Raw genomic sequence first — 19472 nt, 5'->3', positions numbered from 1 at the left:
AAAGTTCACCTGGTTATTAAAACAAATTGAAAAAAAATGAAGTATTATAATTATATCACAGTAGAAAAAAGCTTTGATGAAACTGTTTTTGATGTAAAAACAGCATTGGAAAATGAAGGTTTCGGTATTCTATCTGAAATAGATATGCAAGATAAGTTCAAGGAAAAACTAGAAGTCGATTTTCGTAAATACTTGATATTGGGAGCATGTAATCCATCCTATGCATACAAGGCAGTTAATGTTGAAGATAAAATCGGTCTTATGTTACCTTGCAATGTAGTGGTCCAAGAGAAAGAAAAAGGCATAATAGAGGTTTCGGCCATTGAACCAGTTGTATCAATGTCAGCAATCGATAATAAAAGTTTATTGGCAATTGCAGTAGAAGTAAATCAAAAGCTAATGAAGGCATTACTTGCTATCAAATTAAAATAGTAGAGCATGTATTCGGTACATTCGATAATAAAACTCTCAGCTGGAATTATTCTTGCTAGCTCAATGTTATTCGCAATTTTGGCCTTTTGCCTAAGAACAGTTGGTGGTAAGATTAAGGAAGTGTTTAAATGGAATCTATACTTAGGCACAGTACTTCTCATCGCTTCATTTATCACTAATCATTTTTATATGCAATGGTCTAAAAAGGAGTTGGAATTGATGAATGGAAAAATTGATGTGCTACTAACTATTTTATTTCTGGGACTTTCATTACTATTTATATTCAGGAATAGTAAAATATCACCTAAGGAGATAATTATAAGTGTAGTACTTATGCTATCAGGTACTATAGTGTATTTTTTTAATTGCATTTTTTAATTGTATAGAATGAAAAGAAGTCCTAAGTCATATAAGAAGAAACAGGCCAATAAACTATGGTCAAAAAAGGAGAAACACTATTTAATTTACGCAGGAACAATCTGTTTTATTATCATTTTGTTAGGATATTATTCGAGTATTAATCGTTCGATTAAATATGAAAATGCCTACAAAGCATATGAAAATAAGGAAGTACCTGACAGTGTAGTGTGCATGATAAGTAATTTGGTAAAACCGATTGCTACGAATCCAATAATGGTACAAGATGATGTTTACTGGGGATGTTGTGATAGATGCCTTAACCGTTTAGGGCAGAATATAGGAAATGTACGATTTGCTTCTGATCCACATACTGGAAAAAAGCTTAAAAAATCAGATGCAATAATTCATATCAATCCAACCAATAAACGAACGGTATTGTATTTTGAATCAAATGAATCTTATAATAATTTTTTAAAACAACAAAAGAATAGTTAGTTATGAAAACAAAAATTTTAGTATTTGCCATGTTAGTAAGTGCCGGAATAACAATGGCTTCGGAAAAAAGTGAAAAATTTAAAGTATATGGTAATTGTGGAATGTGTGAAGAGCGCATTGAAGCAGCTGCAAAAGAAGTCAAAGGTGTAACAGCAGCAGATTGGAACAAAGAAACCAAAATGATTGAGGTTTCCTTTGATGAATCTAAAACCGATGTCCATAAAGTACACATAGCAATTGCCAACGCAGGGCATGATACTAACATGCATAAGGCTAATGACGAAGACTATGCGAAATTGCATGGATGCTGTCAATATGAAAGAGCTCAAAAGATACAGCAAAAAGGGGGTACGCACCAAGGACATAAACATGAAGAAGAACACTCAAGTTGCACCATGCCAAAAAAAGCAAGTGCGAGTGGCAGTTGCTGTGGGAAATAAAGATTTTAGTATAAATGTTAAAAAATTGAGATTATGAAAACGAAAGTATTTTTATTAGTTGCGTTGATAACAGCGCTGAGTGCAATTGAAGCATTGGCTCATAATGAAACAAAGAGTTTTAAAGTATTTGGAAACTGCGGTATGTGTGAAAAACGTATCGAAAAAGCTGTTCAATCAATTGATGGTGTTGTATCAGCAGATTGGGATAAAAAAACAAAACAGATGAAAGTAGTTTATAATCCCCACACTGTTGATGTTAAATCAATTCATAACGCAATTGCTAAAGCCGGACATGATACAGAACTGATTAGAGCAAAAGATGAAGACTACAATAAATTGCCTGATTGCTGTAAGTTTGACAGAGCACAAAAGAAAAAGGAAGGCCATAGTGGACATCGTCACTAGAAAAATCGGTTGGTTATTCATTTTAAAACTCCCAGTTGATTTTATTCAGTCGGGAGTTTTTTTATGCCCATTCCCCAACAAGTTTCATGAACAAACTACAAAGACTTACAGGTAACTACTAACACCTTCACCCCCACCTACAACCTACTATAAGTTTGTTTCCATTATGGAAGCAAGCACAAAGAAAATACTAGGCAGATTAGCAGCAGTTGCAGCCGTTGGTGGAGGTTTCTACCTCATTAAGAAAGGCAAAAAGCTTCTAGCTGGGGCAAAAATGAACTTTGCCCTCCTGAGATTTCGTATTCATAAGATGAACTTGCAAGAAGTTCAGTTTGCCGTTAAGCTTCGCTGTTATAATCCTACCTTAGCTCCAATCACTTTAGCTGTTAACCAAGTTGTAGCCAAATACAAAGGTTCAGCAATTGCTTATTCCACCCCTGATATTAAAGGTCTGACCATTCCGGCAGGCAAATCACAAGAACCGGAAATCTTATTTCAAGTGCCTTACCTGAATCTAATGGGTAAAGGCTTGACTATGGCTGCACTTCAAAATACGCAGCAGCTTAAAGCCGATATGACCTTTATGCTTACCATCAGCGTGAACGGGGAAACTATTACCACTACGCAAAATTTAACAGACGATAATATGAGCGGATTAGCATTGGGAGAATTGGGTATTGTTTCTGGCCCTCGTAATACAAAAGACGGTCGAAAATACAATCACCTCATAAAAAAAGCATCCGGCAAAGATGTATTTGTAAAAAACGGTAATGTTCTGGAAACCGTTGAAAGTTGTATTGACTTGGTTTCCGAACACTACCTCGAAGTTGAAGAACTGGCTAAGATGCTACAAGGCGATTCGCTGAAAAGTACATGCCGGAACATCTTTGATTTTTCGTACTCCTACTTGCAATACCACAAAGATGAGAACGGAACGGAACAACTCCGAACACCTGCCCGAAGTTGGCTCGATGGACAAATTAAGTTCAAGCAGCAGGGCAAAACGTCATTCGGTATTGATTGCGATGATTACAGCATTTTTGTGGGTTCAATCCTAAAATGTCTGGGCATTCCATTCAAGTTCAGAATTACCAAATACGATGGTAAAAGGAACTTTCAGCATATTTATGTCTTTGTACCTGCTACTGGTGATAGTGAAGATGAGATTATCATAGATCCGGTACTTTCCAAATTCGATTACCAGAAACCATACAGTTTTGAAAAGTCTGACTTTAATATGTCACCTCTTCAAATGGTTGCAGGTATTCATGGTGTTGATGGATTGACTAGTTCAACTTCGTTGGGCTTACCCATTTACGCTTTATCAGGAATTGATTATGCCGGGGGAAGCATGGCAAATGATAATGATGCAGACCTTATGGCAATTGTTTCCGGAATTGACTTTGAAGATACTGTCAACGGACTTGGTGACCCGGATACAGCCACATTAAATTATCTCAAGCGTACCCGAAATTTCTTGCTTAAGAATAAGGAGAATAAAGGTAAGATGGCTCACATACAGAACCCTGACCAGTTCATCAGTATGCTTGACCAAGCCATTAAGTTTTGGCATACTCCACAACGAGAAAAAGTTCTGGATAAACTGGTTGACATCGAAGAAGCTCTTGCTGAAAAAGGTCTGATTAAATACGATGTTGATGCCATTGAAGGGCTATTGGAGTTTGACGATTTAGAAAATGAAATAGATGGTTTAGGTAGAAGAAAACGCAGAGGTCGTTTTTGGAGAGCCATTAAACGTATCGGCAAGAAAGTCGGAAAGGGAATTAAAAAAGCAGGAAAGAAAATTGGTAAAGTAGCCAAGAAAGTAGTTAAAGCCATTGTTCGCTTTAACCCCCTGTCAATAGCCATTCGTAACGGATTATTAGCAGCATTACGCCTAAACATGTTTGGCATTGCCAAGAAACTACAATACGCCTATTTACCGGATAATCTTACTGCCAAACACAACATTGATGCAAAGAAATTAAAGGATTTAAAGAAACGTCACAATCGAGTTCGCAAGCTCTTTAAAGGGTTACAGGGAAAAGAAAAGAACCTGAGAAAAGCCATTCTTAAAGGCGCAAAACAAAAGAGTTCTGACTTCTCCTTAAAAGGCATGGATGGATTATTAGCCGATTTACAAGGTCTGGAATCCATTGGCGAATTGGCAGAACTGGGACAAATGGGTGCAGTTGCTACCGCAGCATCTGTTGGCGCAGCAACCGGAGTTTTGGCTAAAATCAAAAGTTGGCTCAAACCAGTAAAGAACATCTTTACCAAAATCAAAAACAAGGTTGCTCCAAACAGACAAGCAGCTCCACAGCCATCGGATACACAATCATACAACACACAGGATATGGTACAGCCATTGACACCAATGACTCCCATCAGTCCTTCGAATATTAGTGTACCACAAGTAACTACTCCAATTACTCCTGTTGTACCAATGCAAAAGTCAGCAGGTGTACCTGCTACGGTTAACCCGAAGAAAGGCATGAGCAAAGGGGCTAAAATAGGAATTGGTCTGGGAGTGGCTGCATTAATCGGAACCGGAGCTTATTTCATGTTCCGCAAGGATGATGAGCCAAAACGCAAGTCAACTCCAAAGAAATCCACAGAAAAGAAATCATTGGGAAGCATCTCGCTTCAATAACAAATGCAATTCAATAAATAAAAATTAGAAACATGGCAGTTAAAAAAACTACGAGTCAAACTCGTGCAAGAACAAGGTCAACCGCCACAAAGATTGACTTTATGAAAGCCACCAACAACATAGGCAAGCCTATTGCTGCCGTAGCAGGGTTTGCTGTTGGTAAGTATGCACTTAAAAAGCTTGAAAAGAGCCCAACGGTAAGCGGTCTTCTGGGTTCGGATATGAAAACCTACGTCGTTCCGGCAGCGGTTACAATGGGTGGTCTGGTTGCTACACAGTTTACCAAAAATGAATACATCAAAATTGGTTTGGTAGGTGCAGCAGGTGCAGGTGTAGAATCCATCGTTAAGAAAGCTACAGGTAAAACCATCCTTCAAGGATTGGAAGGCTTAATGGGTGATGAATACACCGATTACGAGGAAGTTGATGGATTACAGGCATTGAACCCGGTTACACAAGCACTTCCGGCAGCAGACATTGACATCGAAAGAGAAATTCAAGCTTCGGTTTCAGGTGCAGCAACTGATTTTAGCATGAGTGATGAACCGATTGGCAGCGCAGCTAAAGACTTCTCCATGTCAGATGAGCCAATTGGTTCGGATGATGACGAGGAAGAAGCAGTTGGTAAGATAACCAACCTTGACCCGGACAGTATGGACTACGACATCTTTTCGGGCGATATGATGGAATCCTAAAACGAATAAGAGACAATTAATTTTTAATAACCAAGGCGAAGAATAAGACTACAAGAGCAAGGCTTGTGAACTGCGAAAATTGTGAGTTTACATTTTGTAAATGACCAATTTGAGCAGAAACATAACGCAGCTATTGGAAGATTATTCAAGCCGCAAAAGAGAGAAAAATCATGGCGGAAATAAACGAGCAAAATGATTTGTATCCTTCAATGGAAGAGGTTGAAGGTTTAGAGGAAGCGGTTCTTGATAAAGAAGAGGACGCATTAGAAAAAGAGGAAGACCAAGAAGATGCCGTTGATGGTATTGGTGATTTAGGTCGTTCTCGCAGACGTAGCCGCAGAAGGGCTCGCAGAAGTCGCAGACGAAGCAGCCGTAGACGTTCAGTTCGCAGGTCTTACAATGCAGGTGCAAGAAGTACAGCCGTTAAAACAGGGCTTACAAAAAACCTAACGTCAAAAGGTCAGTTTGAACTGCGTAGACAGCAATTACCAGCGGAGATTCAAAAGGCATTGAAAGATGCACGTATGCAAACCGTTGATGCAGCTATCTATACGGTAAAGAGCATCAAGGACAAGTCTGATATTGACTTGATGGAAGCATCAGACGATAAGAAATCAGGACGTACCAATCTGAACCGTGCGCAGTTGGATAGCGGTAAATACTTCCTGTTAACCGATGTGGTTCTGGAGTATGCTCACGGAGCTTCGGAGGAAGATGTTGACCCGGCAGATTTTGCCTTTGGTCAGTTTGCACTACCACCGCAAATCCTGAACGGTACATTTGAAATGACCTTGGGAACTAAGGTAATCATGCCTGAAATCTCATGTGCCGTATTCGATGATACCGATACGACCAAGCGTAAGTTCCAGTACAAACTGGCGAATCCGAAATGGTTAAAACCATCAATGGACATCACGCCAAAGCTGAACATGCCTAAAGCAATCAACAACGGAGATAAGGTGTTTAACCCTGCCGTTAAAGTAACGCTACTGGGTACTATCACAGAGAAAGCATAGTAACTGAGTTTGTTCATAATCAAAAAGGGGGCGGTATTCCTGCCGTTCCCTTTCTTTCCTAATTAATTACGAATGGAAGCACAAGAGAATATTAAGAAACTACAGGTTGTAAAATTTGAGGTTCAGAAAGGTCAGACTTTTGAGTTTAACGGTAATACCAAGACGGAGCATGACCGCATCAAGGGCATCTTTCTTCGTTTGTCGAACCAACAAGCTCTGCCGGGTTCAACTTTAAGGGTTTGGATTGATGATACAGAAATCATCCCGGACGATACCGAAGTGGCTCTATTACATCACAACGATGATATGAGTATTCAGGATGTAGCCTTTCCGGTGAATGAGAAAGCCAAGAACAGCCCGGTACGAATCATCTATAAAGACAACAGCGAAAACCTTGCTGTAAGTGATAGCTACGATGTTCGTGTGTACCTGTTAGCCGAAGTAAACAAGTAACAGCCAATGGCTGAAATAATAACTGAGAAACTGATTCACTTTGAATAAACAGTAGCGCAAACAATTAACACCCAAGTCGAAATAATGAAAAGATATTTTGTTATATCCCACCAATCGAAGGACAATAGTCACATTAACGTTCAGGACTTGCTACCTGCATCTTGTAAGTTAATTACCGGAATTGCTATTAACGCAACGGCAAAGCAGGATGGTCAATTAGAGGATGTAACCGAGTTGTTGTCATTCCCAAAGCACCTGATAACCGATTTACTGGAAAAGGACAGTATTGTTGACCTGTTTTATTCCTACTTGCGCACACGCTCAAGTGAAGAAGATAGTAGGGCTTATTTTGTAAATGATATGCTTCCGGAAATCAGCCGGATATTAAGTGAGAACATCAAGTACACTTGCCTGAATGATTTAGAACAGGAAGAACTGGAGCAAAACATCACTGACACATTCAATAACGAATTTACGGATTACCTCTATGGTGAAGTTGGTTTGTATGAGAAAGGTAAATACCTGAACAATCTGGAATTTGCCGATTTGATTGCCCAACACACTTTGATGTTCGCTTATAAAAAACGTGAAGATGTGTTTTTGCATATCAAGCAGGAATACAAACGTCCGGAACCTTATGAATGTGGCAATATCAGTCTGCTTGTAAATGGTAACAGCTTCTTGCTTCGTGATTACATGGTGACAGCCAATCGCAAGGTACGTCACATGATAAAAGAGATTATTCCTTTCCATGAACCTTTGGAAGTGAACAGCAATATCCATACGGTTTTCAAGAGCAATAAGAATAGTGATAACAACACTTTAACCCTTAGAATTTACATTGAATATGAACACGAGTGAGTTATTACATACCATCGCTAAAGACCGTATTGCCGGAATGCGAACCATTGATAGTTACCAGATAAAACCAACGGTCATTCGTGTTACAGAAGCCAATCAAACATTGGATTTAAAGAATGACATGTGGATTCTCAACACCAAAGGATTGCCCGGAAGCATCGAAGAAATGGAACTGGTAAGCTCTGACAATGTATTCACCGCAACACCAGAAGAATACGAGTTCATGGACGAATATCGCTATCAGGTTTTTACCGATTATATCGACATTAAAACCAATACTGAAAGCTTTAAGCCTTACCGCTTGGAGTTTGTAAAGATTATCCCACACCGAAATTAATAATGATATGTTGGACTTTAGAGAGCAAATACAAAGCATATACGATTTTATCAAGCGTTCAGAGGAACAGCAAAAGTACCCTTACGCTTACGAGATTTACCTTTTAACCGGAGTTGATGAAACGGCATTGACATCAAGAACTTCCGGTACTTCATCCTTTAATCAGGATATTGAAAATGCCGTTGAGAAAGCTAAACAGGCACACGGCACATTGAAAGTTTATGTTTTTGGTGGTAAAAGCCCCAATGCACGAAGATTGAACACTTACACGGTTAACGTGAGTGGGCTAATGAATCCACCACAACCACCTTTGGAAAAAGCTGATGTTCAGATTTGGGTTAAAGAAGAAGTAAAAAAACAGAATGAGGAAAACAGCACTCCAAGCATAGGACTTGGCGGATTATTGGGACTGGTAAAAGATGAAAATGCCAGAAATGATATTGAAGGTTTGTTTGGTCTGTTTAACGCCTTATCTGGCAATAACAAGGAAGTTGAACGCATTGGTTACCAAAAGCAGTTGGATGACTTCAAGTTTGAGACACGTTACAATATGCTTCAGGAGAAGTATGAGAAGCTGAGTAATGAGAATACCGAGCTTCGGGTAGAACGTGACCAGTTCAATAACGAAAACCAAGAACTGAAACGTGAAAAATCTGATTTAGAGCAACGATTGGCAGGTTATGCACCCAACGAGCTGATGAAACGTGTTGCCATTGGTGTTGTATCTGGTATTGGTACAAAAATATTAAGCAATAGTCCTAAAACAGCAGAGTTATTTGGCTTATCACCGGAGGAACTAAAAGGAGCTTTAGGACTGGTAGAAGACTATTCTGAAGAATCACAGTCCATACCGGAAACCGATGTTGAGATTAGCGAAGTAGGCACTCCACAAACACCGGAAGAAAAGCAAAAGGCAACCATCATTAAAAACCTTTCAGATGCCCTGTCAACTTGGGAACTGGAAGATGTAGCCAAGATTGCCAACATCGTTGGGTTATGTCTTGACCGGGCTGAACTCATCAACAAAACACTAATGTTCTTGAATCAATCCATGCAAGGTGTTCAGGAGGAATCAACCGAAATAGAGCAAGAATAACATTAAAGCATACGATTATGAGAAAATTCAAGATAGGAATCACCATTGAGGCTGAAAAGCCGGAGAAAGTAAAAGAAGTAGGCAACCTGATTCAAAATGCAGTCAACAAGGTTGAGCAGGAAGATATTATCAAGCTTCTGACCAAGGTTGCAAAGAATCCAAGCATAGTTAAAAAGGCACTAAGGTTTATCTAATGGATTTAAGTACAGCAAATAAAGCAGCATTAATCAGTAGCGGAATACGAATCGGTGTTCCGGTATTGGCAATTGGTGTGGGTATTTACGCCATCCGCAAGATGTTTAAGCGTAACCCGGATGGAACATCATCTACCGTTGCGCCATCATTAAAGGATATGGTACTCCAAAAAGAGAACCTGACTATTACTCCTTCAGATGCAGCCTTATTTGCCAATACACTCTATGGTGCAATGCTTGACTTCGGTACGGATGAAAAGACGATCTACAGCACCATTGATAAAATCCAGACCAAGGATGATATGCTACTGGTGATAAAAGCCTTTGGAATGAAGATGTACCTCTGGGGAACTCGTGCAGCCTTTCTTGGTCAGAACTACAACCTGATTGGTTGGCTACGTTTTGAGTTAGACGATAAAGAGATAGCTAAAATTAAGCCCAAATTCGATAGTTGGGGCATTCCTCTCTAAACACCAATACAACTATGAATAAGAAGCAAAAGAAGATATTATTTATTTCGGGAGGGGTGTTAACCACCGGGGCAATAGTGACAAGCGTTTTACTGATTCGCAGAAGAAACAGGCAAAAACGTGGACTATTGCCCCCAAGTGGTTCTGATACATGTCCGGCAAATATTTTGACTACAAACAACAATACTTTGCCACCGAACTTTCAAAACTGGAATGGTGGAAACACATACCTGTCCAATGCACCAAGGGGAATCCGCAATAACAATCCGGGCAACCTTATTTATACCAATATCAAGTGGAACGGAAAAGTACCGAAAGAGCAGAATAAAGACAGGAGGTTTGAAATGTTTATTGCTCCGGTTTATGGTGTTCGTGCAATGATTAAAGACCTCAAGCATGATATTGAAAAGGGCAAGAATACAGTTCCGACTCTTATAGAGGAATACGCACCTAAATTCGAGAATAATACAGCAGCTTATATCAACACGGTGTGTAAGGATTTAAAAGTGAGCAAAACAGCAAAGCTATTGCCTACCAAGAATACGCTTCGCCTTTTGGTACTATCTATCTCTAGGGTTGAAAATGGAGGTAATTACGTCAGCAATGAACTGTTTGACAGGGCTTATTCAATGATATAATTTAAAGACACAATTATCAAGATTAAAGACACAAGACTAAGCGCCTTGTAAATCATCTTGAATCTTGATAATCAATACTTGATACTAAAAAAAATACATATGGGAACAATCAAGATGTTTAACGGGGCAAACCCACCGTTGTTAAAGAATGGGGAATGGGCATCCAATGGTATTTATGCTTATTTAGGAATAGATAATGGAGATACAAAAATCTTTCAATCAGTCTTTGATCACGATAAAAATCAAATTGTAGCAGGTTTTGAGTATGACCGAATACTAAAGCGATTCGTAATACCTACAGGAACTCCATTATCGAGAGTTCAATCATTAATAGACTCATTACCTAAATCAGTTAAACTGAAGAGTGGGGATAGCTTTTGGGGTGTGAACATTGACTTTGAGAATTCAGAGTTTTTAGATGATATGTTAACTCCTTTAACGATTAGAGATTTTACCTATACGATTAACCTGCGTGGTCATATCAATGGTGGTTCAATATTAAATATTGAAAGAAGTATAGAGGTTAGGAACTCAATGATTAATATTTATAGGTTAAATGTGAGGCAATTAACCAATAATGCTTATTTATTTAGGGTTAAAGATAGCTTGGCTTATTTTAATATGTCAGGCATGGCTCAGGAATCAAAATATTACTTCATTAAAGATGAAGGAAATAACAAGATATATCTGAGTAGCTGCACTTTTGTCAATTCTCATAGCACAATAGATACTCCAATCGATGTATCGTTCATTTTTTATGCCATTACGCCATATTCTGAAGTTAGGGTTTATACTCAATCTGAAGATAATTTACCAAACTATATCTGCATGATATTATATGGACAACTGAAAGTGTCTGACATGATAGGGGCGAAGCAGGCTTATAGAAATATTGATATTAACGGTACTTACTTTAAAGGCTCATTTGATAATACACAAAACCAACTACCAGAAAGTATTGTGGAGCTTGCAAATGCATTAACTCAGGCAGAAGTTGTAAATGTTGAATTTAATCTATCAAAGAATAAAGTAATACTTGATTTTCGTGATGGAACGTCAAGGGATATTTCTTTGTCAAAGTCTTATAGCAGGGACTAAGAATTGGATAAAAAAGGCTACATATCAAGGATTCGTGAGGATTTGCTTAATGGTCGTAAGCACTCTAAAACTACCATAGAAAGTATTGCCAAAAGCTTCGGGATAACCAATAAGAACCTGGTTAAGGAATACACCGAACTGGCAATAGTCCTGAATGCACGAGAGATAGCACACGACAATTCGCTGACCACTTACGAGAAATATCTTGATATTGTAGCCCTTTACCAGTCTCAGGTTAACCTATCAATGCGTACAAGTATGAGCGTATTGATGCAGCAATATTCTACACCTGCACCTATATCGTATTTGGCATCCAGTTATGTACGAAATACCAATGCTGATTCCTTGTATTTAGAACCATCAGCAGGAAACGGATTATTGACAATCGCTTTGCCATACCATCAAACATACGTCAACGAATTGGATGATGTCAGGTTAGTGAATCTTAAAGAACAACCCTTTGCCAAGGTAAGTAGTTGGAATGCGGTAAAACCACCTTTTGCATACGATAGAAAATTTTATGGTGTAATAACCAATCCACCATTCGGTACACTTTCCGAACCGATGATGTTTGGGAATTTCAAGATAAAGCGATTGGAACATGCCATGTGTCTGGCTGCATTGCGCTGTATGAAAGACAACGGAAAGGCAGCCATTATCATCGGTGGTCATACCTCATGGGATAAACATGGTCGGGTTACTGCCGGGCAAAACAGAATCTTCCTGAATTACCTGTATCACTTTTACAATGTGGAAGATATAATCCCCATAAATGGCAAGAAGCTTTATTCTCGTCAGGGCACATCATTCAATACCCGTTTAATCCTGATTGATGGTGCAAAGTTCAAACCGGAAGGTGCAGCTCCACTAAAAAATAAACTCCACAGTACAATGGTGAACAGCCATGAAGAACTCTGGGATAGAGTGTGGTTAGAGAACCCTGAAAGCAATACGAATAAAAAACAATTGAGCTTAGTCAAGTTAAGAGCTAAAGCCATCCTTCTAAAACAAAAGCAAGATGAAGTCCGAAATTAAATTCCATAAAAGCAGTATAACTGTAAAGTTTAGTCGCAAACCACAGGAACATATTGTCTCCCGGTTAATTGAACTGGGTTTTTCAACCAAGGATAACAAGTGTTTTATCCGTACTCAGAAACTGGCTCAAAACGAACATGAGTACCTGCAAGGAATGTTGGGTATTCAGGGTTTGGGAATGGCTTACATTCCGGCAGCCGAAAAAGGTTTTATTCTTGACACAACGGTTCCGGATTCAATGGGACACGAAATGCACATCGCCATTCGAAAAGTCAAGAAAAGTATTGGGATGCCCTTGTTTGACTATGTAGCCGAAAAGCTCGATTACCAAAACGATGAATTGGTAAAAGCCCTTTCAGCAGAACAGGTAGATGCGGTATCATTGGCTATCTACAACATTGAAAAACGTGGTCAGGGAATCATAGTTGGTGACCAGACCGGAATAGGAAAAGGACGAACGGCAGCAGCTTTAATTCGTTATGGAGTAAAACAAGGAATGCAACCAGTTTTCCTTTCTGAAAAGCCAAACCTTTTTACTGACTTGTACCGGGATTTATCGGATATTGGTAGCTCTGCACTTGTGCCGTTTATCGTCAATACCAAAGAGAGCAAAACACATATCAAAGATAAAAGCGGTGAGATTGTGTACACGGCTCCTGAAAAACCAACTCAGGAGCGTATTATTAAAAGCCAACAAGTACCGGGCAACTACAACTTTGTTTGTGCGACCTATTCTCAATTCAATCAGCCAAAGAAACCTGCAAAGCAATTATTTCTGAGTGCTTCCAGTAATGGTAACATCATCATAATGGATGAAGCGCACAATGCTTCCGGCAGTTCCAATACCGGGGAATTTATGCAGAGTGTACTTCGCCAAACCAAAGGTGTATGTTTCCTATCAGCGACCTTTGCCAAGCGACCGGATAACATGCCTATCTATGCGCAAAAAACATCCATGAGTGATGCAAATATGAGCAAAGAGGATTTGGTGGAAGCCATTTCAAAAGGCGGTGTGGCATTACAAGAGATTCTGGCAGCACAATTGGTTTCCGAAGGTCAGATGATTAGACGTGAGCGTTCTTTTGAAGGTGTGGAAGTCAACTATATCGAGCTAAAGGAAAAAGCCAAAGAACAGGCTGATATAGCCGATAAGATAACAGCTATTATCCGGGATATAATCGGCTTTCAAGAAAAGTACATCAACAAACAGGTTGAGCAGCTTGATAAGGTTGCAGCAGCAGAAAGCAAGGAGGTTGAAACCCGAAAAGGAACAGAGAAAGCAGGAGTTGATAATATACCATACTTCTCAAAAGTTTTCAATGTCATTAACCAATTGCTGTTTAGTATCAATGCATCTGATGTGGCTGAACATGCTATCCAGAGATTAAAGGATGGTAAAAAGCCAATCATTGCTTTTGCATCCACAATGGGAAGCTTTCTGGAAGGAATGGCAAAGCCGGATGATATAATTAATGCAGATTTTTCAACCGTTTTGGAGAAAGGTCTGGATTCTGTTCTGCGCTATACCGAAAAGGATATTGATGGACAATCGGAAGGAAAAGCATTTAATATTGCTGACTTATCGGAAGAAGCTCAATTCGCTTATCGTGATATTATCAGGCGCATTGAAAAGGCTTCCACCGGAATCACCATAAGTCCATTGGATTTAATCATCCAGAAAATCAAAGAAGCTGGCTATACCGTTGGAGAAGTTACCGGGCGCAAGCTTTGCGTACAATATAACTCAACCAATGCCAAGAACACGACCGCATTGGTGATGAGCCGGAAAAAGGAAAACACAGCAGACCTGTTCCGTAGATTCAATGACAATGATATTGATTGCTTACTGATTAACCAGAGTGGTTCTACCGGAGCTTCGGCTCATGCGATTGTTACCGACAAAGTACCTGCCGAACAGGTAAAGCAACGTGTGATGGTGATACTGCAACCGGAGCTGAATATCAACACCGAGATTCAAAAGCGTGGGCGTATCAACCGCACCGGACAGATAATGAAGCCGATTTACGATTACATTATCTCATCCATTCCGGCACAAAAGCGGTTTATGATGATGCTTAAAAAGAAGCTGAAATCATTGGATGCCAATACCACTTCCAACCAGAAAAGCAGTAAATCACAACTGGAATCGGATGATTTCCTGAATAAATACGGTGACAAAGTGGTTCGCCAGTATATGTTGGAGAATCCGGAATTAAACAAAGCCTTGGATAATCCTTTGAAATTTGAAGGTAAAGAAAGCGATGAAACACCATCCGAAGGTGATGCTTCAAAAGTTACTGGGCGTGTAGCCGTCCTTTCAGTAAAGGAACAGGAGAAGTTCTACAACGAGGTCATTGAGCGATACAACGACTATGTAGAGTACCTCAAGCAAGCCGATGAATACGACCTTGAAGTAGAAGTCCTTAACCTGAAAGCTGAAACTCTTGATAAGAAGGTTGTTATTGCCGGGAAAGGTGGACGTTCTGTTTTTGGTAATGATACTTTTCTTGAAAAGTGCGAATGTAACGTACTCAAAAAGCCATATGGTAAACCGGAACTGGAAAAGCTTATCAAGAAACATTTGAACGGCAAACACCCGGACAGTATTTCTGAAGCTTATATTGCAGCGCATGAAAAGCATGTACAAAGCAAACTGGTAGAGGATTTAAAGGAGGTTGAAACCAAATACAAAGACCTGATTGCTGACATTCCCAACGAAAAAGCATTCCAGAAGATTCCGGTATTTGACAAGGCAGCTCAAAATGAGTACATGGCTGAACGTACAGAGGAACTGGAAGATGCCAAACAGGACAAGATTACGCAGGTTAAAACGCAAAGCCAGAACAGAAAGAACTACCTGAATGCCTTTTTCAAGTTCTTTAAAATTGGGCATGGTTATTTCTATCCGGCATTGAGTTTTGAGAATGAAAGCAGTGATAACTCATATTGTATATTCCTTGGGTTTGATATTAATCCCAAGCGAAATAATCCTTATGCGCCATCAGCTGTAAAGCTTCGTTTTGCTATTTCCGATAGTCGGAAATATATCGTTCTACCTGCATCTGGAGATACCGCCAAAGAAATTGAGCGTATTCAGGCCCGTAGTTTCCAGTTAAGCACACCACAAAAGGAAAGTCTGATTAGTAAGTGGGATGAAGCCATTAAGAACTTCACCCAAGACCGACAAGTCCGCTACATCATTACTGGGAATATCCTGCAAGGTTCGGCAGACTTCTCCGGCAAACTGGTGAGTTATACTACCAAAGGCAGAGGTGTTCAAAAGGGAATCCTTATGTCCGAAGCATGGTCACCGGATGAAGCTGAAAAGAACTCCAACAGCTATGTGGTTGCACCTATAGCCAAGCTACAAAAGCACATCATGAGCTTGCGAAGTGGAGCTACCATAAGCACCGAAAACAAGATTAGCATTGTTCGCCATTACGATGATACGTTCAAGGTTATCATGCCTAAAACCAAAAGCCATATTCCAATTTATACGGATAAAGAAGTGGTGAAGCTATTAGAAAACAGCCGGGATGGTTTCGAAATGGTATCAGGCAATATGAAAGCTTCGGTATCAGAAAAGAAAATGCCCAAGTTGCTGAATTTACTTGGAGAACGGTTCAGCTTATCTGTAAAAGTACCCCGGAATTATTTTGAAGAATATCTGGAGAAAGGAACTAAGCGAAATGATAATGCTGATAGCCTGACCAAAGAAGCGATGGAGATGTTTGAGCAGGATAAAAAACAATTCCCTCAAAGGTTAGCCAAGCAGAAAAATGCTACTACCAAAGCAAAGACCATCAATATCGACCAAGGCAAAAAACTAAAACTGGTGAAGCTCCGTGCAAAAGCCATTCTGATAAAGCAAAAACAGCTTAAAGCTGTAGCAGGGCTGTAAATCAATTCAACAACAATAAAATACTAATGATATGAAGCTTACAATAAAAAACTACAAGGAAGCAACCAAGGATATTGACTTTTCACAATTACCGGAAGCAGCTCGTGAAGCACACAAGGAATTTGATGCTTTTGCTGACTTTTACAATGAGGATAAAGACATCAAGGAAATGCTTGATAATCATTTCAAGATTGTTGAGCCGTACATCAACGTAAAGCGTTTTCCTGAGTTACCGTTCGCCCACCCTTTAAACATTCTGGATAAGGAATCCGGGCAATACAAAGAAGCTTTAAAGGAATACAGGGATAGCAATAAAAAGCCTAAAGCAACTGCTAAAACCAGTAACAAGAAAACTGCAACAAAGCCGACTTCTTCTGCAAAGAAAGTAACTTCAAAAACGGTAAAGCGGAAGCCTAATGAAGTGCCTTTAATGCCATTGGAAGTGAAGATTATTAAGCGTTACCTGAACATGCATGGTAAGAAAGTCACCGAACGTCAGGTTTCATTGCTTTATAAAGTGATTCAAAAAGCAGCCACCGAAAAGACCATTCGTAAATCCAGTAAGTATGCAGAGGAAGTTAAAAAGATTGGTAATGACCTTGCTCGGACATACAAGGAAATGGGTAGTACCTGTACTTTTGAAGTGCCGGATTCAATGTATTCCAAGTTGAAAAATATTGTGGATAGCTATGGTGTTACTCCGGCTGTATCACTAATAAAAAGGTTCATCAACCTTTACGGTAATATCACCATTGATAAGGCCAAACGATTACTCACGAGCATTAAGAATGCCAAAAAGAATGGTAAAGTTACCAGTTCAGACAGGGCTTACGACCGGATTAACCAAGTACAAAAGCATCTGGAAGATTATCTGGATAGTGATAAATTACTGGTAACCAACATCCAATTAAATGGATTGAAAGGTATTGCCGGATTGGGAAAGTAAATGCCACTACCTCAATGCCCAAAAGTAGTGGCTCTAAACCAAGGGCAGCAAGAACAGTAAACGTAGCACCCAATCAGGTAGTATCAGCTAACCAGTTAGCCAAAATGAAGTTTTCTACACTTTCTCTGACCGGGAAATTCGGCAAGCTGCTTGGTAAGCCATACAAACCATTCTACCTGATGATTTATGGACAAAGGTTTCATGGTAAAAGCTCCGTGGCTTTATTGTTTGCTGATTTACTGGTTAAATGTGGTTTGAATGTACTGTATGTTTCCAATGAGGAAGGTGTAAAAGGTTCTTTACAGGAAAAGCTATTGCGACTAGGAATCAGTAATCCAATTGACTTCGTGGAGAATTACGATACAAGCCAGTTCAAAGGTTACGATGCCGTATTCTTAGATAGCACTCAAACCGTGGGTATGAAGCCGGATGAGTTTAAAGCTCTCAAAAAGCGATTCCCCAATACTTCATTTATTCTGGTGTTTAAAGCCAATCGTGATGGTACATCCAAAGGCGGAACTGATTGGGAACACGATGTAGATGCCATTATGCACATCGAAAACCAGAGTGCGACAATGGAGAAAAACCGCTTTCCGAACGGTAGTTCCGAAACCATTAAAATTTTTTAGGCATGGAGGAAATGACTATTAAATTCTACTGGGTAGTAATTGCCGGATTAAGTTCTCTAATTGTGGGTGTAGCCTCTTTCGTTATCCGCAATGCTATTTCAAAAAATGCAACCAAAGAAACGGTGGAAGCCAAAACCGATTTACTGGAAAAAGATATTAAGCACCTGACCAAAGAATTAGAAGGAGCTGAAAATAAGTTTGCCATACTGCATAAACGTGTTTCCGATTTAAGGGATAGTTCCAAGGAGATTTACGTGAGTAAGGAACTGTTTCACCAGACGATCAAGCAACTCAATGATAAACTAGACACCATCTTAAAATTTGTGGAGCGATGAGAAAGATATTTGGAAAATTAACCAATGCCGGAGTAGCTGAGACTTTGAAGGTTGGCACGAAACTCATTGATGAGATATTTACCACTCAGGAAGAAAAGCTCCAAGGAAAAATGGAGCTTTTTAAAATGGCTGTTGCCGACCGGGATTCCGCAAGAGACATGTACGCTCAGGACAGTTGGCTGCAAAAGGTATTTGCACTTTTCTTCTTACTGGCATGGTGTGCATTAACGGTTCTAATGCTCAACTACTTTGTGTTTCAAACCATTGAATTAAAGGATTGGCAAATTGCTTTTGTGAGTAGCATTAATGGCGGTATCTCAACCAAGCTCAGTACCATTATCGACTTCCTTTTCGGTGGTGCAATTTCCGGTGTGAACAATGTAAAACTTAAAACCAAACGTAAGAATGAAGACATTTGACGAACTCTTTGATGGAGTGATAAAGCACGAAGGCTACTACGCCAATGTTACCGGAGATAAAGGAGGTGAAACGTATATGGGTGTAGCCAGAAACCTGCACCCAAACTGGGAAGGTTGGCAAATTATTGATGGTTACAAACTGACATTTGGTGAACTCAAACGAAACACCAAGATTGATATTCCGGAACTAACTGCAATGGTCAAGGAGTTCTACAAACAAACTTTCTACGATAAGTACAAAATCGGAAGCATTAACTCCGGCTCGTTACAAGAAATCATTTTTGATTGGTGTGTCAATAGTGGTTATTGGGGGAGTTGTGGCGTTCAGAAGGTCTTGAATCGATTCTTTGATTGCGACCTTAAACTGGATGGAATTATTGGTAAAAACACTATCAAGGCAATTAACTCATGTCCACCGGAATTGCTATTTAACGCCATTAAATCTGCCCGGATTCATTATTACAATACGATTGCTCAAAGAGGTCAGAATCATAAATTTTTAAACGGGTGGTTGAGAAGGATTAACTCTATCATGTACTAATGCTTACGGTATTTTTAATAAAC

Annotated in this window: 22 protein-coding genes; all 22 read left to right on the top strand. The window is 39.5% G+C overall.

Annotation, left to right across the window (positions count from 1 at the left end; all coding sequences use genetic code 11):
• Positions 1–36 precede the first annotated feature (36 nt).
• The 22 genes from ACRD7B_RS02735 (at position 37) to ACRD7B_RS02630 (ending at position 19449) form a co-directional block, all read left to right on the top strand.
• Entirely contained in the window at positions 37–432 is a 396-nt protein-coding gene (locus ACRD7B_RS02735; RefSeq protein ID WP_430822929.1) for a DUF302 domain-containing protein, read from the top strand.
• A gap of 387 nt (positions 433–819) precedes the next feature.
• The gene (locus ACRD7B_RS02730; RefSeq protein ID WP_430822928.1) at positions 820–1287 is read left to right on the top strand and encodes a hypothetical protein; all 468 of its coding nucleotides are present in this window, start codon (positions 820–822) and stop codon (positions 1285–1287) included.
• A 2-nt stretch (positions 1288–1289) separates the two neighbouring features.
• Positions 1290–1727, top strand: a complete 438-nt coding sequence (locus ACRD7B_RS02725; protein ID WP_430822927.1) for a heavy-metal-associated domain-containing protein — start codon at positions 1290–1292, stop codon at positions 1725–1727.
• 33 nt (positions 1728–1760) lie between these two features.
• The gene (locus ACRD7B_RS02720; protein ID WP_430822926.1) at positions 1761–2132 is read left to right on the top strand and encodes a heavy-metal-associated domain-containing protein; all 372 of its coding nucleotides are present in this window, start codon (positions 1761–1763) and stop codon (positions 2130–2132) included.
• Between the two features lie 166 nt (positions 2133–2298).
• Entirely contained in the window at positions 2299–4785 is a 2487-nt protein-coding gene (locus ACRD7B_RS02715; protein ID WP_430822925.1) for a hypothetical protein, read from the top strand.
• A 32-nt stretch (positions 4786–4817) separates the two neighbouring features.
• Positions 4818–5480, top strand: a complete 663-nt coding sequence (locus ACRD7B_RS02710; protein WP_430822924.1) for a hypothetical protein — start codon at positions 4818–4820, stop codon at positions 5478–5480.
• A 170-nt stretch (positions 5481–5650) separates the two neighbouring features.
• Positions 5651–6496, top strand: coding sequence for a hypothetical protein (locus tag ACRD7B_RS02705; protein WP_430822923.1), 846 nt, complete (start codon positions 5651–5653; stop codon positions 6494–6496).
• Positions 6497–6568: 72 nt separating this feature from the next.
• On the top strand, positions 6569–6949 hold the full coding sequence (locus ACRD7B_RS02700; protein WP_430822922.1) for a hypothetical protein: 381 nt from the start codon (positions 6569–6571) through the stop codon (positions 6947–6949).
• 84 nt (positions 6950–7033) lie between these two features.
• On the top strand, positions 7034–7810 hold the full coding sequence (locus tag ACRD7B_RS02695) for a hypothetical protein (RefSeq protein ID WP_430822921.1): 777 nt from the start codon (positions 7034–7036) through the stop codon (positions 7808–7810).
• Positions 7797–8147, top strand: a complete 351-nt coding sequence (locus ACRD7B_RS02690; protein WP_430822920.1) for a hypothetical protein — start codon at positions 7797–7799, stop codon at positions 8145–8147. The genes ACRD7B_RS02695 and ACRD7B_RS02690 overlap by 14 nt, the downstream gene beginning before the upstream one ends.
• A 7-nt stretch (positions 8148–8154) precedes the next feature.
• Positions 8155–9243 carry a hypothetical protein gene (locus ACRD7B_RS02685; protein WP_430822919.1) on the top strand — a complete coding sequence of 363 codons (1089 nt, stop codon included), beginning with the start codon at positions 8155–8157 and terminating at the stop codon, positions 9241–9243.
• A gap of 17 nt (positions 9244–9260) precedes the next feature.
• On the top strand, positions 9261–9437 hold the full coding sequence (locus ACRD7B_RS02680) for a hypothetical protein (protein WP_430811101.1): 177 nt from the start codon (positions 9261–9263) through the stop codon (positions 9435–9437).
• A gap of 101 nt (positions 9438–9538) precedes the next feature.
• Entirely contained in the window at positions 9539–9907 is a 369-nt protein-coding gene (locus tag ACRD7B_RS02675; RefSeq protein ID WP_430822918.1) for a hypothetical protein, read from the top strand.
• Positions 9908–9921: 14 nt separating this feature from the next.
• On the top strand, positions 9922–10545 hold the full coding sequence (locus ACRD7B_RS02670; RefSeq protein ID WP_430822917.1) for a hypothetical protein: 624 nt from the start codon (positions 9922–9924) through the stop codon (positions 10543–10545).
• A 99-nt stretch (positions 10546–10644) separates the two neighbouring features.
• Complete coding sequence (locus ACRD7B_RS02665) at positions 10645–11643, top strand: hypothetical protein (RefSeq protein WP_430822916.1); 999 nt, start codon at positions 10645–10647, stop codon at positions 11641–11643.
• Between the two features lie 3 nt (positions 11644–11646).
• Positions 11647–12678: a hypothetical protein gene (locus ACRD7B_RS02660; RefSeq protein ID WP_430822915.1), complete on the top strand. Its 1032-nt coding sequence runs from the start codon at positions 11647–11649 to the stop codon at positions 12676–12678.
• Positions 12662–16579 (top strand): strawberry notch-like NTP hydrolase domain-containing protein, encoded by a 3918-nt coding sequence (locus ACRD7B_RS02655; RefSeq protein WP_430822914.1) that lies wholly within the window; start codon positions 12662–12664, stop codon positions 16577–16579. The genes ACRD7B_RS02660 and ACRD7B_RS02655 overlap by 17 nt, the downstream gene beginning before the upstream one ends.
• 31 nt (positions 16580–16610) lie before the next feature.
• Positions 16611–17525, top strand: a complete 915-nt coding sequence (locus ACRD7B_RS02650) for a hypothetical protein (protein WP_430822913.1) — start codon at positions 16611–16613, stop codon at positions 17523–17525.
• Between the two features lie 14 nt (positions 17526–17539).
• Positions 17540–18154, top strand: a complete 615-nt coding sequence (locus ACRD7B_RS02645) for a P-loop NTPase family protein (protein WP_430822912.1) — start codon at positions 17540–17542, stop codon at positions 18152–18154.
• A gap of 2 nt (positions 18155–18156) precedes the next feature.
• Entirely contained in the window at positions 18157–18489 is a 333-nt protein-coding gene (locus tag ACRD7B_RS02640; RefSeq protein ID WP_430822911.1) for a hypothetical protein, read from the top strand.
• On the top strand, positions 18486–18908 hold the full coding sequence (locus ACRD7B_RS02635) for a hypothetical protein (RefSeq protein WP_430822910.1): 423 nt from the start codon (positions 18486–18488) through the stop codon (positions 18906–18908). Before ACRD7B_RS02640 ends, ACRD7B_RS02635 begins: the two co-directional genes overlap by 4 nt.
• Entirely contained in the window at positions 18895–19449 is a 555-nt protein-coding gene (locus ACRD7B_RS02630) for a glycoside hydrolase family 108 protein (RefSeq protein ID WP_430822909.1), read from the top strand. The genes ACRD7B_RS02635 and ACRD7B_RS02630 overlap by 14 nt, the downstream gene beginning before the upstream one ends.
• Positions 19450–19472: the final 23 nt, after the last annotated feature.

Source organism: Carboxylicivirga fragile (assembly GCF_050589805.1).
GTDB classification, from domain to species: domain Bacteria; phylum Bacteroidota; class Bacteroidia; order Bacteroidales; family Marinilabiliaceae; genus Carboxylicivirga; species Carboxylicivirga fragile.
The sequence above is the reverse complement of the archived record's forward strand: the minus strand, read 5'-3'. Positions and strand labels throughout refer to the sequence as shown.

What these genes read in the sequence shown, in the direction of transcription:
- ACRD7B_RS02735 (WP_430822929.1), top strand. Translation starts at nt 37, where the DNA reads ATGAAGTATTATAATTATATCACAGTAGAAAAAAGCTTTGATGAAACT.
- ACRD7B_RS02730 (WP_430822928.1), top strand. Translation starts at nt 820, where the DNA reads ATGAAAAGAAGTCCTAAGTCATATAAGAAGAAACAGGCCAATAAACTA.
- ACRD7B_RS02725 (WP_430822927.1), top strand. Translation starts at nt 1,290, where the DNA reads ATGAAAACAAAAATTTTAGTATTTGCCATGTTAGTAAGTGCCGGAATA.
- ACRD7B_RS02720 (WP_430822926.1), top strand. Translation starts at nt 1,761, where the DNA reads ATGAAAACGAAAGTATTTTTATTAGTTGCGTTGATAACAGCGCTGAGT.
- ACRD7B_RS02715 (WP_430822925.1), top strand. Translation starts at nt 2,299, where the DNA reads ATGGAAGCAAGCACAAAGAAAATACTAGGCAGATTAGCAGCAGTTGCA.
- ACRD7B_RS02710 (WP_430822924.1), top strand. Translation starts at nt 4,818, where the DNA reads ATGGCAGTTAAAAAAACTACGAGTCAAACTCGTGCAAGAACAAGGTCA.
- ACRD7B_RS02705 (WP_430822923.1), top strand. Translation starts at nt 5,651, where the DNA reads ATGGCGGAAATAAACGAGCAAAATGATTTGTATCCTTCAATGGAAGAG.
- ACRD7B_RS02700 (WP_430822922.1), top strand. Translation starts at nt 6,569, where the DNA reads ATGGAAGCACAAGAGAATATTAAGAAACTACAGGTTGTAAAATTTGAG.
- ACRD7B_RS02695 (WP_430822921.1), top strand. Translation starts at nt 7,034, where the DNA reads ATGAAAAGATATTTTGTTATATCCCACCAATCGAAGGACAATAGTCAC.
- ACRD7B_RS02690 (WP_430822920.1), top strand. Translation starts at nt 7,797, where the DNA reads ATGAACACGAGTGAGTTATTACATACCATCGCTAAAGACCGTATTGCC.
- ACRD7B_RS02685 (WP_430822919.1), top strand. Translation starts at nt 8,155, where the DNA reads ATGTTGGACTTTAGAGAGCAAATACAAAGCATATACGATTTTATCAAG.
- ACRD7B_RS02680 (WP_430811101.1), top strand. Translation starts at nt 9,261, where the DNA reads ATGAGAAAATTCAAGATAGGAATCACCATTGAGGCTGAAAAGCCGGAG.
- ACRD7B_RS02675 (WP_430822918.1), top strand. Translation starts at nt 9,539, where the DNA reads ATGTTTAAGCGTAACCCGGATGGAACATCATCTACCGTTGCGCCATCA.
- ACRD7B_RS02670 (WP_430822917.1), top strand. Translation starts at nt 9,922, where the DNA reads ATGAATAAGAAGCAAAAGAAGATATTATTTATTTCGGGAGGGGTGTTA.
- ACRD7B_RS02665 (WP_430822916.1), top strand. Translation starts at nt 10,645, where the DNA reads ATGGGAACAATCAAGATGTTTAACGGGGCAAACCCACCGTTGTTAAAG.
- ACRD7B_RS02655 (WP_430822914.1), top strand. Translation starts at nt 12,662, where the DNA reads ATGAAGTCCGAAATTAAATTCCATAAAAGCAGTATAACTGTAAAGTTT.
- ACRD7B_RS02650 (WP_430822913.1), top strand. Translation starts at nt 16,611, where the DNA reads ATGAAGCTTACAATAAAAAACTACAAGGAAGCAACCAAGGATATTGAC.
- ACRD7B_RS02645 (WP_430822912.1), top strand. Translation starts at nt 17,540, where the DNA reads ATGCCCAAAAGTAGTGGCTCTAAACCAAGGGCAGCAAGAACAGTAAAC.
- ACRD7B_RS02640 (WP_430822911.1), top strand. Translation starts at nt 18,157, where the DNA reads ATGGAGGAAATGACTATTAAATTCTACTGGGTAGTAATTGCCGGATTA.
- ACRD7B_RS02635 (WP_430822910.1), top strand. Translation starts at nt 18,486, where the DNA reads ATGAGAAAGATATTTGGAAAATTAACCAATGCCGGAGTAGCTGAGACT.
- ACRD7B_RS02630 (WP_430822909.1), top strand. Translation starts at nt 18,895, where the DNA reads ATGAAGACATTTGACGAACTCTTTGATGGAGTGATAAAGCACGAAGGC.